The 12441-nt window shown below is 71.8% G+C and carries 11 protein-coding genes; 4 read left to right on the top strand and 7 right to left on the bottom strand.

Annotation, left to right across the window (positions count from 1 at the left end):
• Positions 1 to 2: 2 nt before the first annotated feature.
• The 3 genes from EDF19_RS13735 to EDF19_RS13725 are packed head-to-tail and all read right to left on the bottom strand — an operon-like array spanning position 3 to position 2687.
• Positions 3 to 1310 (bottom strand): UDP-glucose/GDP-mannose dehydrogenase family protein, encoded by a 1308-nt coding sequence (locus EDF19_RS13735; protein ID WP_123681436.1) that lies wholly within the window; start codon positions 1308 to 1310, stop codon positions 3 to 5.
• Between the two features lie 35 nt (positions 1311 to 1345).
• On the bottom strand, positions 1346 to 1885 hold the full coding sequence (locus tag EDF19_RS13730; RefSeq protein ID WP_123681435.1) for a PH domain-containing protein: 540 nt from the start codon (positions 1883 to 1885) through the stop codon (positions 1346 to 1348).
• 4 nt (positions 1886 to 1889) lie between these two features.
• Positions 1890 to 2687 (bottom strand): biotin--[acetyl-CoA-carboxylase] ligase, encoded by a 798-nt coding sequence (locus tag EDF19_RS13725; RefSeq protein ID WP_123681434.1) that lies wholly within the window; start codon positions 2685 to 2687, stop codon positions 1890 to 1892.
• Between the two features lie 74 nt (positions 2688 to 2761).
• On the opposite strand from EDF19_RS13725, the gene EDF19_RS13720 reads away from it, so the two are divergent.
• Together EDF19_RS13720 and EDF19_RS13715 are read left to right on the top strand one after the other, a co-directional pair.
• Entirely contained in the window at positions 2762 to 4357 is a 1596-nt protein-coding gene (locus tag EDF19_RS13720; protein WP_123681433.1) for an acyl-CoA carboxylase subunit beta, read from the top strand.
• Positions 4358 to 4415: 58 nt separating this feature from the next.
• Positions 4416 to 4625, top strand: a complete 210-nt coding sequence (locus EDF19_RS13715) for an acyl-CoA carboxylase subunit epsilon (RefSeq protein ID WP_260217185.1) — start codon at positions 4416 to 4418, stop codon at positions 4623 to 4625.
• Positions 4626 to 5274: 649 nt separating this feature from the next.
• Here the strand turns inward: EDF19_RS13715 and EDF19_RS13710 are convergent.
• The 4 genes from EDF19_RS13710 to EDF19_RS13695 form a co-directional block, all read right to left on the bottom strand.
• A complete protein-coding gene (locus tag EDF19_RS13710) occupies positions 5275 to 6324 on the bottom strand; it encodes a hypothetical protein (RefSeq protein WP_123681537.1) in 1050 nt (349 codons plus the stop codon).
• Positions 6321 to 7574, bottom strand: a complete 1254-nt coding sequence (locus tag EDF19_RS13705) for a sensor histidine kinase (protein ID WP_123681431.1) — start codon at positions 7572 to 7574, stop codon at positions 6321 to 6323. Before EDF19_RS13705 ends, EDF19_RS13710 begins: the two co-directional genes overlap by 4 nt.
• 5 nt (positions 7575 to 7579) lie before the next feature.
• A complete protein-coding gene (locus EDF19_RS13700) occupies positions 7580 to 8296 on the bottom strand; it encodes a response regulator transcription factor (RefSeq protein WP_123681430.1) in 717 nt (238 codons plus the stop codon).
• A gap of 151 nt (positions 8297 to 8447) precedes the next feature.
• Positions 8448 to 9707, bottom strand: a complete 1260-nt coding sequence (locus EDF19_RS13695; RefSeq protein WP_123681429.1) for a class I SAM-dependent RNA methyltransferase — start codon at positions 9705 to 9707, stop codon at positions 8448 to 8450.
• A gap of 14 nt (positions 9708 to 9721) precedes the next feature.
• Between EDF19_RS13695 and EDF19_RS13690 the strand changes: the two genes are divergently transcribed.
• Entirely contained in the window at positions 9722 to 10501 is a 780-nt protein-coding gene (locus EDF19_RS13690; RefSeq protein WP_123681428.1) for a nucleoside triphosphate pyrophosphatase, read from the top strand.
• 79 nt (positions 10502 to 10580) lie between these two features.
• Positions 10581 to 12365: a biotin carboxylase N-terminal domain-containing protein gene (locus EDF19_RS13685; RefSeq protein WP_123681427.1), complete on the top strand. Its 1785-nt coding sequence runs from the start codon at positions 10581 to 10583 to the stop codon at positions 12363 to 12365.
• Positions 12366 to 12441 lie beyond the last annotated feature (76 nt).

Raw genomic sequence — 12441 nt, 5'->3', positions numbered from 1 at the left:
TCCTAGCGCCCCATGCCGCGGTACGTGAAGCCGGCGGCGGTCCACGCGTCGCGGTCCAGGCAGTTGCGGCCGTCGATGACGACGGGCGACGCCACGAGGGACGCCACCGTGGTCGCGTCGAGCTCGCGGAACTCGGTCCACTCGGTCAGCACGAGCACGAGGTCGGCGCCGGCCAGCGCATCCGCAGCGGTCTCGACGAAGTCGAGCTCCGGGTGCACGCGACGAGCGGTGACGACGGCCTCGGGGTCGTACGCCGTCACGGTCGCGCCGAGTTCGTGCAGGCGTGCGGCGATGTCGAGCGCCGGCGAGTCACGGACGTCGTCCGAGTTGGGCTTGAAGGCCAGACCCAGCACGGCGACCCGCTTGCCGGTGACCACTCCGCCGAGGAGCTCCTGCGCGAGCTCGACGACGTGCGCACGACGCCGCAGGTTCGTGGCGTCGACGTCGGCCAGGAACGCCAGGGACTCCCCGACGCCGAGCTCGTCGGCCCGGGCCTGGAACGCGCGGATGTCCTTCGGCAGGCAGCCGCCGCCGAACCCGAGGCCGGCGTTCAGGAACTTGCGGCCGATGCGGGCGTCGTGGCCGATGGCGTCGGCGAGCGCGGTGACGTCGGCACCGGCGACCTCGGCGATCTCGGCCATCGAGTTGATGAACGAGATCTTCGTGGCGAGGAACGCGTTCGCGCTGATCTTCACGAGCTCGGCGGTGGGCAGGTTGACGACGAGTCGCGGGGTCCCGGTGGCGAGCGCCTCGGCGTAGACCTCGTCGAGGGCGTCGACGGCAGCCTGTCCGGCATCGCCCTCCGGCACGCCGTACACGAAGCGGTCCGGGCTGATGGTGTCCTGCACGGCGAAGCCCTCGCGCAGGAACTCGGGGTTCCAGACGAGCGTCGCACCGGGGACGGCCTCGGACACCTCGGCCGCGAGGCGCGCGGCGGTGCCGACCGGGACGGTGGACTTGCCGACGACGAACTCGCCGGCGGACAGGTACGGGGTGAGGGCGGCGACGGCAGCGTTCACGTAGGTCATGTCCGCGGCGCCGGTCGGGCTCTGCGGCGTGCCGACGGCGAGGAAGTGCACGCGGGCACCGGCGACCTCGGCCATGTCGGTGGTGAAGCGGATCCGGCCGGAGGCGAGTGCCTCGGTCAGGATCTCCGGAAGCCCGGGTTCGAAGAAGGGGGCCTCACCCGCGGCGAGCCGCTCGATCTTGTTCGGGTCGACGTCGACGGCGACGACCTCGTGTCCGAGCTTGGCCATGGAGGCGGCGTGCACGGCACCGAGGTAGCCGCAGCCGATCACAGAGATACGCACGCGAAGACGCTACCGGTTTCTCGCCGAAGTTCCACTCACTGCCGTGCCGACGGGCGGTCGGGCCCGCCGACGATCTCGTCCCAGTCGGGCTCGCGGTGCCGACGGCGGGCCTCGTACGCCTCGACCAGGTCGTGCAGCACCGCCACCACCAGGTCGGCGTGCGGCACGTCGGCGAGCACCACGGCGGGGTCGTCACCGGGGAAGACCAGGACGTCCCCGGAGCGGAACAGGCCCTGCAACCCGCGTCGACGCACCGTGACGTCGTACCCGCGGGAGTGCAGGAGTTCACGGCGGGTCCGGGTGCCGAGTCCGTTCACCACGACCAGGCGACGAGTCGTGACGACGTACCGCTCCGACATCCACCGGAACAGCGGGACCGCGCCGCCGAACACCACGAGCACCACGACGAGCGCGGCGACGACCGCGTTCAGCCACGCGAGCTGCGCCTGGAAGACACCGAAGCCGAAGCCGCCGGCCGCCGTCACGAGCACGACGAAGACCGCGGGGCGCACGAGCCGGCGCGCGTGCGGTCGCAGGCGCGCGACGACGCGTTCGGGCGGGGGCTCGGCGCTCATGCGGTCATGCATACCGCAGGTGGGTGACGTCCCCCACGGCGACGCCCCTGGTCGCGCCGGCTCGATCCCGGATCGTGATGCGACCGTCGTCGTCGATGCCGGTGGCGTCGGCTTCCTCGACGGTGCCGTCCGGCAGCTCGAGGCGGATGCGGCGACCGATCGTGCCGCACGTGGCGCGGACGTGGGACCGGACCGCCTCGGCGGCCGGACCACCCGCGACCAGGGCGGCCACTGCCTCCAGGACGGACCGGTGGAAGACGGACAGGACCGCGTCGGCGAGCGCAGGTGCGTCGTCCACCGCGCCGGCGAGCAGGAGTGACGTCGACGTCGGTGTGGGCAGGCGGTCCGCCGGGATCGTGAGGTTCACGCCGGCGCCGACCACGACGCTGCCGTCGGTGGCGACCTGGCAGAGGACGCCGCAGACCTTGTCGCCGGCGATCTGCACGTCGTTCGGCCACTTCACGACGACGTCGGCGCCGGGCAGCACGCTCACGATCGCGTCGCGCATCGCTGCGCCGGCCACGAGCGGGAGCCAGCCGCGGTCACGCTCGTCCAGGTCGGCGCGGACCAGCAGGCTCGCCGCCAGCGTCTCACCGGCCGGGGCCGTCCAGCTGCGGTCGAGCCGGCCCCGCCCCGCGGTCTGGTGGAGCGTCGCGAGGACGCTGCCGTGCCGCTGCTCCGTCGCGACCGCGAGCAGGTCCGCGTTCGTCGAACCGGTCTCGTCCGGTGCGGTGAACGTCGCCCCGGCCGACCAGAGCGCTGCGGCGGTGACGGGGAACGCGGGCGACGGGGATGTGGACATGCACGCAAATGTACGGGCAGGAACCGTGGGGGTCCTCCAACCGGCCCCCTGCCCGCCGCCGGTAGGGTGAGCGGGTGACTTCAGGAGACACCCCCGATCTCTCGACGACGGCCGGCCGGCTGGCCGACCTCCGTGAGCGGTACCACGAGGCCGTGACCGCCGCGGGCGAGTCCGCGATCGCCAAGCAGCACGCCAAGGGCAAGGGCACGGCGCGCGAACGCATCGAGCAGCTGCTCGACGAGAACTCCTTCGTGGAGTTCGACGAGTTCGTCCGGCACCGCACCACCTCGTTCGGCATGGACGCCAAGCGCCCCTACGGTGACGCGGTCGTCACCGGCGTCGGCACCATCCACGGCCGGAACGTCGCGGTCTACGCGCAGGACTTCACCGTCTTCGGTGGTTCCCTGGGCGAGGTCGCCGGCGAGAAGATCATCAAGGTCATGCAGCACGCACTGAAGACGGGTGTGCCGATCATCGGCATCCTCGACTCCGGCGGCGCGCGGATCCAGGAAGGCGTCGTCGCGCTCGGCAAGTACGGCGAGATCTTCCGCCTGAACACCCAGGCGTCCGGTGTCATCCCGCAGATCTCCATCGTGATGGGCCCGGCAGCCGGCGGTGCGGTGTACTCCCCCGCCCTCACCGACTTCGTGATCATGGTCGACAAGACCAGCCACATGTTCGTCACCGGCCCCGACGTCATCAAGACCGTCACCGGCGAGGACGTCGGCTTCGAGGAGCTCGGCGGCGCGCAGACCCACAACGCGGTCTCCGGCGTCGCGCACTACCTGGCCGAGGACGAGACCGACGCGCTCGACTACGCGCGGTCACTCATCGGGTTCCTGCCGGACAACAACCTGTCCGACGCCCCCGCGTACGACGTCCTGGCCGAGCTCGAGACGACCGACGCCGACCACGAGCTCGACGTCGTGATCCCGGACTCGACGAACCAGCCCTACGACGTCACGACGATCATCGACCACATCGTCGACGACGGCGACTTCCTCGAGGTCCAGCCGCTCTTCGCGCCGAACATCCTCATCGGCTTCGGCCGGGTCGAGGGCCGCACGGTCGGCATCATCGCGAACCAGCCGCAGGCCATGGCCGGCACGCTGAACATCGACGCCGGCGAGAAGGCCGCCCGCTTCGTGCGGTTCTGCGACGCGTTCGGCATCCCGATCCTGACCCTGGTCGACGTCCCCGGCTACCTGCCCGGCACCGACCAGGAGTGGACCGGCGTCATCCGCCGCGGCGCGAAGCTCCTGTACGCCTACGCCGAGGCCACCGTCCCGCTCGTCACCGTCATCACCCGCAAGGCCTACGGCGGTGCGTACATCGTGATGGGCTCGAAGCAGCTCGGCGCCGACATCAACCTGGCGTGGCCGACCGCCGAGATCGCCGTGATGGGCGGCCAGGGCGCGGTCAACATCCTCTACCGCGCCGAGATCAAGCGCGCCGAGGAGTCCGGCGAGGACGTCGCCGCCGTCCGCACGAAGCTCGCGAACGAGTACACCTACAACGTCGCGTCGCCGTACCTGGCGGCCGAGCGCGGTGAGCTCGACGGCATCATCCAGCCGCACGCGACCCGCGTCTCGGTCATCAAGGCGCTGCGTGCACTGCGCGGCAAGCGTGCGACGCTGCCGCCCAAGAAGCACGGGAACATCCCGCTGTGACGGGCGCACGCTGATGGGTCGTCACGCAGCAGCAGTCCCGTCCGAGGAACCGGCTTCGGTGGCGGACGTCCGGGTGGTCTCCGGCGAACCCACCCCCGAGGAGCTCGCCGCCGTCGTCGCCGTGCTGCAGCGGCAGGCCGACGAAGCAGCGGCGGCCGGTCGCGCAGCCGTGGTCGACCAGCCGCGCACCGGGTGGGAAGCCTCCGCCCGTGGGCTCCGACGTCCGCTGGACCACGGCCCCGGCGCGTGGGGACGCTCGCTCCGCTGATGTACCCCTGGTGCGCTCGACACCTTCGACGTTGCAGCGTGCACTTCCCGATCTGTTTCCCCTCACTCGGGGGCCAGGATCCCCGGATGCGGACCGGAAATGCCGATTTTGTCCCCCATAATGACGACTGACATGGGGGTTCTCGGTCGGCATCATTAATGGTGTTCGGTGTCCTTCAGCGAAGAACATCGTGGGTCGGTGGCCGACTAGGGTACGAAGCCACCGCCCGCTTCGAGGCAGGGCGACATTCGGGTTGTCGCTCAGCCTCGGGTCGTGAACGGGCCGGTCGGATTCCGACCGGCCCGTTCCCCGTTTCCGGGGGGGGGTGTGCGGGGGCGTGTGTGCGGGGGCGTGCACCGGGTTTGCGACAGTCCACGCGACGAACGACTCGTGGTTCGTCGCAACCGACGTGGGACCCCGTACGACAGCGACGGAGCCGCGTCAGCCGTCGGCGCCAGCCCGGCGCGACCACCTGACGGCCTGGAGGCCCGTGGCGGGCCCGCCCCGCGCCTCCAGGCCGGTGCGTGCGGTGCGCGTGCACCCCGTTTCCGACAGTCCACGCGTCGAACGACTCGTGGATCGTCGCAACCGACGTGGAACGACGGCGCAGCACACCCCGGCGCCACCCCGGCGCCTCGGCGCCACGGCCTCAGGCCGACGCGTGCCGCGGGATCTCGAGCCAGAGGGCCACGGAGTCGTCCTCGTCGCCGTCGTCGTCGTCCATGCCCGCCCCGAGGGCTGCCGACTCGCTCGCGGCCGTGTCGCGCCGCAGCCCGACGACGGTGACCGCGGAGTCCGCCCCCTCGCTCACGGTGCGCACGATGACGTTGTCGGCGTCCCGTGCCTGCCGGAGCGCCTCGGCGATGCGCGCGTGGATGCGGCGGATCTCCGGGGCGTCGAGCTCGTCGAGGCCGCCGTCGTCGTGGAGCTGCACGGTGGCGCCTCGGCGACGGAGGCGCATGACCTCGTCGCGGACGTCGTCCGACAGCAGCGAACGGCCACGGATCTCGTCGCGGATCGCCTGCTCGAGGTGCAGGCACTCGGCACGGTCCGCCTCGTCGAGGTCGCCGCACGAGTCGATGATCCGCTGCAGCATCGGCAGGGCCATCCGCGTGGTCTGGCTCAGCCGGAACTGACGCTCGAACACGTGCGCGTCCTGGGCGGCCTGCCAGTCGGCGGTCTCCTGCTCGGCACGGACGAGTTCGCGGGTGTTCCGGATGGCCCGGTTCATCGCGACGGCGAACACGGTGGCGATGGCGACCCACGCCACACTGCCGAGGACACCCAGGGAGCCGAGTGCCCCGAGCCCTGCCCACGCGACGGTGTGCACGGCGAGGAACAGCACTCCGACCCAGGCGAACGGGCCCCGACCACGGACGACGAGCACGACCATCAGGGTGCCGACGGCGGCGATCCACCAGGTCGCGTACCCCGGACCGGTGCCGAGCTCGACGACGGGGGCGGCCACCAGGGGCATCACCAGGGCCGTCGCGAGCGAGAAGCACGTCGTCCAGACCGGCAGGACCCTGCCCGGCACGAACAGTGCCAGGCCCGTGGCGGCGGCGTAGAGGACCATGCACGCGATGATGGGCGCGACCTCGTGCACGCGCGGGAGCGTGGCGGCAGCGAGGACCAGGTGGTACACGGAGAAGAGCGAGGCGAGGCCGAGGGCGATGCTCGCGGGCAGGGAGACCCTCACGCGCGCACCTCCGTCGGCGGGTTCCACGACAGCTGTACGCGGGTGCCCGACCCGGGGGCGGTGTCGACCGACGCCTCGCCGTCGACGGCGGCGACGCGCTCGAGGATCGACCGTCGGACCCCGAGCCGCTCGGCGGGGATGGTGCCCATGTCGAAGCCCCTGCCGTCGTCCCCGACCTCGACGTGCACCCCGGTGCCGTGCTGCTCGACACGCACCCACCGGGCGACGTCGGGGCCGCCGGCGTGCTGCACGCTGTTCACCGCTGCCTGGAGCGCGGCCGAGGCGAGGGCATCGGCGACCGACGCCGGCAGCCGGACGCCGCCGACCTGGGTCGGGACGACGCGGACGGGTGCAGCGAGCGCACCGACGGCGTCAGCGATGCGGGCCCGGAGTTCGGCGAGCGACACCGGAGGGACGTCGCCGGGCCCGTCGGTTGCGGCGGCCTCGAGGTGGTCGATCGCGTTCCGGGCCATCCGTGCGGCGAGTGCCTTCGCCTCGAGGGTGTCGGCCCGTGCGGCGGAGAGCAGCGTCGTGAGGACGCTGTCGTGCACGATCGCGTCGACCTGCACGCGTTCGACCTCGGTCGCGTGCTCCCGGATGGCGAGCGAGTACCGGCGGACCGCCGTGGACTGCGCCGTGTCCACCGCGGACGCCGCGCGCCGCAGGACGACCGCGATGACGAGCACTGCGCCGCTGAGCAGCGCCGTGTACACGCCGTCGAGGAGCGCCCGGACGAGCCCGGCGTCGCCGCCCGTCGGCGTGAGTCGGAGCAGGACGTAGATCGCCGGCACCACGGCGGTGTAGATCGTCGCACGCCAGGTCGCGAACCCCATCGCCGCAGCCGTGGAGCCGACGGTGCAGAACCACCACGGCCACGGCTGCTGCGTGGACGGGATGGCTTCCTGCACCGTCAGCGGCCACGTCACCAGCGCGACGAGGAACAGCAGCGCGCAGATGATCTGCGCGAGCTGGGCGACCCGCTGCACGAACGCGGAGACGCCCACGAACACGAAGGACGCGCCGAGGGCGAGCGCGACGACGGGCCCCCACACCGGGTCGAGGTACGGCAACTGCTGCAGGACCGCCGGAGCGTCGACGACGCCGAGCCCGACCGCCGCCATCGCGAGGAGGATCGCGAAGGCACGCTCGACCGAGGCCTGCGTGATCGTGGTGCGGACGCTGCGCGCCGGATCGGCACCGAACGGTGCCGAGTCGGCGACCGTCGGCGCCGGTTCAGCCGCGGTCGTCATCCGTGTCAGCGACCGTCGCCGTCGGGGTCGATGCCCGAGTCGAGCCCTGGCAGGATGCCGTCCTCCACCGCGCGGCGGAGGAGGTCGACCTTCGTCGGGGCCGGACGACCGACCTCGACGTACTTCACGCGGATGCGGTCGAGGTACTCACGAGCCGTCGAGTACCCGATGCCGAGCTGCTGCGCGGCGAGCTTGAGCGGGAGTCCCGATGCGTAGAGGTGCAGGATCTCGCGCTCACGACGGCCGAGCTGCGCCTTCGCGAAGTCCCGGTCGGCGTCGATCGCGCTCGCCCACTCGAGGTTGTTCAGCACGTCACCACGGGCCACGGTGGCGACCGCGGCCATCACCGTCTTCGTGGCGGACGACTTCGGGATGACACCGGCAGCCCCTGCTGCGAGTGCCTCACGGACGTTGGCGACGCGGTCCGCGATGGAGTGCACGAGCACGGCCGAGCCGGTCCCCTGCACACCCTTGACGTTCTCGGTGACGGTCGAGCCGTCGCCGAGGGACAGGTCGAGGACGACGACGTCGACCTCTCGCCCGTCGAGGTTCTGGACGTACTCGGGCACGCTCGCGGCGGTGAGCACCACCTCGAAGCCCTCGTTCTGGCACGCCGCCTGGATCCCGAGCCGCACGGACTCGTGGTCGTCGACGATCGCGACCCGCACCGGCCTGGTGGCCGTCACGGACGTCTCACTGGTGGTTGTCGTTCCTGCTGCCACTGTGGCCTCTCGTTCCGATGTGCGCACCGGCCCCTGAAACCGGGTTGCCATCAGCGTCCAAGGATACCCAGGTCGGACTCAGGGACGAAGGAACAGCGCAACGCCACGCGGATCGGCTTCGGCGCGAGGGCGCCGACGGCCCGCGGCGGCGTCAGCGCGAGGGCGTCAGGCGTGCGACGGCCTCCATGTGGTGGGTGTGCGGGAACAGGTCGAACGCCCGCAACGCCTCGAGCTTGTACCCCAGGTCCGCGAAGGTGGCGACGTCGCGGGCCAGGGCCACCGGGTCACACGCCACGTAGACGACCTGCGCGGGCTGCAGCGCCGCGATCTGCTCGACGACCTGGCGTCCGGCGCCGGCGCGGGGCGGGTCGAGGACGACGGTGCCGGCGCGGAACCGGTCCTTGTCGGCACGCGAGGCGTTGGCCACCGTCGTCGCGAGCCAGCGGTCGACCCGACCGGTCTCGGCACGGGCACCGAGCCACTCGGCCAGGTTCTCCTGCGCGTGCTCGGTGGCGCGTGCGGCGCTCTCGACGCTGGTGATGCGCGCCTTCGGGCCGACGAGGTCGCCGAGCGCGGCGGCGAGCAGCCCGACGCCGCCGTACAGGTCCAGGTGGGTGCCCTCGGGGTCGAGTCGGTCGCGGTCGACGAGGTCCTGCACGGCCCCGGTCAGGACGGACGCGGCGGCGTGGTGCACCTGCCAGAAGCCGTTGTCGTCCACCTCGAAGGTGCGCTCCCCCACGACCTCGGTGACGACGGTCGGCTTCTGTTCGTCGATGACGAGCCGCGCGCCCTCGGAGCCGCTCGGCGCGAGCACGTCGACCACCGACGAGCCCGGCATCACGCCACGGCCGAGCGGCGCACTCTGCTGCACGGCGGCGTTCGCGAGCGGCAGGCTGGTGACGGGGATGACGGAGTGCGAGCGCGCGGCGAACGGACCGGCGGTGCCGTCCTCGTCCACGTGCAACCGGACGCGGGTGCGCCAGCCGAGGCCGTTCGCGGCGTCGTCGCCGGGCGCCGCCTCGACGACGACGTCCGATCCCAGGACCTCCGTCAGGTCGGTGTGCGCGAAGCGCGAGAACGAGTCGACGAGGACGTCGTGCTTCAGCGTGCGCTGGTGCGCGAGGGCGATGTGCCCGAACTCGGCACCGCCCGGGCGCGTCTCCGGGTCGCGATCGAGCGCGGCCTCGGCCCAGACATGGTCGACGCGGTGCTCGCTCGGGGTGACGACAGTGACCGTGTCGGCGCGCCAGAACGACTTCTTGCGGTCCTCGGTCACCCGGGCGACGACGCGCTCCCCGGGGATCGCGTCGGAGACGAAGACCACCCGTCCTTCGTGCCGTGCCACCGAGATGCCGCCGTGGGCGATCCCGGTGACGTCGAGTTCGAGCAGCGTGCCGACGGATTCACCCATGATGAGATGGTCCCATGCGTCTGTACCTCGCGAGTACATCCCCCGCCCGCCGAGCCCTCCTCGCCCAGTCCGGGATCGAGCCGGTGCTCGTGTCGCCCGGCGTCGACGAGGACGCCGCCGCTGCCGCCACCACCTCGGCGCTCGGTCGTGCCCTGACCGGCCCGGAACTCGTCTCCCTGCTCGCCGTCGCGAAGGCCTCGGCGGTCGCGGACGCCTCGATCGCCGGCTCCCCCGTCGACGGCATCGTGTTCGGGGGCGACTCCGCCTTCGAGGTCGACGGCCACCTGTACGGCAAGCCCCACGACCCCGCCGTCGCCCGTGCGCGCTGGCGGCAGATGCTCGCCGCCGGCGGCGGCACGCTGTGGAGCGGACACTGCGTCGTCGACCGTCGCCGGGACCTGGACACGACCACCCCACGGCCTGGAGGCGCGGGACCGGCCCGCACCGCGCCTCCCGTCCGGCCCCTGGTCACGTCTCCCGCCGGCGTGCCGGAGCTGGGTGACGTCGCGCCCGGTGGGTCGGCGCTGGCCGCCGCTGGCGACCGCGTTGTGGCGGTCGACAGCGCGGTGCTGACGTTCGCCGAGGACGTGTCCATCGACGAGATCGACGCGTACGTCGCCACCGGCGAACCGCTCGAGGTCGCCGGCGCGTTCACCATCGACGGCCGCGCCGCCGCGTACATCAGCCGGATCGACGGAGCGCCGTCGGCCGTCATCGGACTCTCGCTGCCGGTGCTCCGTTCGATGCTGCTCCGGGGCTTCGGCATCGCCTGGCACGAGTTCTGGTCACTGTAGACATCCGCACTTCTTCGACATGGTTCTTTGTGGGTGCCAGTCAATTCGTCCCCCCGTCGCACGAATACGCTGATGTCTCATGCCCCGTATCAGCAAGGTCCTCATCGCGAACCGCGGCGAGATCGCCGTCCGCATCATCCGCGCGGCCCGCGACGCAGGCAAGGCATCGGTCGCGGTCTACGCCGACCAGGACCGTGACGCCCTCCACGCACGCCTCGCTGACGAGGCCTACGCGCTGAACGGCACCACGAGCGCCGACACCTACCTCGTCATCGACAAGATCATCTCGGTCGCCCGTCGCTCCGGCGCGGACGCCGTGCACCCCGGGTACGGGTTCCTGGCCGAGAACGCCGACTTCGCCCGCGCCGTCATCGACGCCGGACTGACGTGGATCGGCCCGTCGCCCGACTCGATCGAGCGCCTCGGCGACAAGGTCTCCGCGCGCCACGTCGCCGAGAAGGTGGGCGCGCCGCTCGCCCCCGGCACCATCGAGCCCGTGCAGGACGTGTCCGAGGTCTTCGACTTCGTCGACCAGGTCGGGCTGCCCGTCGCCATCAAGGCGGCGTTCGGCGGTGGCGGCCGCGGGCTGAAGGTCGTGCGCGACCGTTCGTCCGTGGAAGAGCTCTTCGAGTCCGCGACGCGTGAAGCCATCGCGGCGTTCGGTCGGGGCGAGTGCTTCGTCGAGAAGTACCTCGACAAGCCGCGCCACGTCGAGACCCAGTGCCTCGCCGACCAGCACGGCAACGTCGTCGTCGTCTCGACGCGCGACTGCTCGCTGCAGCGTCGCCACCAGAAGCTCGTCGAGGAAGCACCGGCGCCGTACCTGACGCCTGACCAGCAGGAGCGCCTGTACGAGTCGTCGAAGGCGATCCTGCGCGAGGTCGGCTACGTCGGCGCCGGCACGTGCGAATTCCTGATCGGCGCCGACGGCACGGTCTCGTTCCTCGAGGTCAACACCCGCCTGCAGGTCGAGCACTGCGTGTCCGAAGAGGTCACCGGCATCGACCTGGTGCGCGAGCAGTTCCGAATCGCCGAGGGTGGCGTGCTCGACTACTCCGACCCGACGCCCCGCGGCCACTCGTTCGAGTTCCGCATCAACGGCGAGGACGCCGGTCGCAACTTCTTCCCAGCGCCCGGCCCCGTGCACGCCTTCAACGCGCCGTCCGGCCCCGGTGTCCGCGTGGACTCGGGCGTCGTGTCCGGCGACGTCGTCTCGGGATCGTTCGACTCGATGCTCGCGAAGCTCATCGTCACCGGTGCGACGCGCTCCGAGGCGTTGGAGCGCTCGCGTCGTGCGTTGGCTGAGTTCGAGGTCACCGGTCTGCCGACCGTGCTCCCCTTCCACCGTGCAGTGGTGTCGGACCCGGCGTTCGCCACCCCCGACGACGAGCCGTTCAGCATCTACACGCAGTGGATCGAGACCGACTTCGTCAACGAGATCCCGGCGTGGAGCGGCACCACCGAGTCGCTTCCGGAGCCCGGGGCGCGCGACTCCGTCGTGGTCGAGGTGCAGGGCAAGCGCATCGAGGTCACCATGCCGTCGATCGTCGGTGGAGGTGCTGCCGGCGCCGGTGCTGGTCGTCGTCCCGCCGGTCCGACCGCTCCCCCGAAGCGCCGCTCGTCGGCCGTCCGCGGCGGCATGGCGAAGTCCGGCTCCTCCGTGGCGTCGCCGATGCAGGCCACCGTGGTGAAGCTCGCGGTCGCCGAGGGTGACACCGTGGTGAAGGGCGATCTGCTCGTCGTGCTCGAGGCCATGAAGATGGAGCAGCCCGTGCAGGCCCACAAGGACGGCGTCGTCACCGGCTTGAACGCCCCCGTCGGCCAGACGATCTCGTCCGGTCACGTGCTGCTCGAGCTGGCGTAGGGCCGCAGCGCGCGCCGGCGCGTCCGCTCGAGCCGCGCGTCCGCTCGAGCCGCGCGTCCGCTCGAGCCGCGCGTCC

The organism is Curtobacterium sp. PhB115, from assembly GCF_003752025.1.
In the GTDB taxonomy this organism is placed as follows: Bacteria; Actinomycetota; Actinomycetes; order Actinomycetales; family Microbacteriaceae; genus Curtobacterium.
Note: the sequence above shows the minus strand (reverse complement) of the source record. Positions and strands in the feature narration are given on the sequence as shown.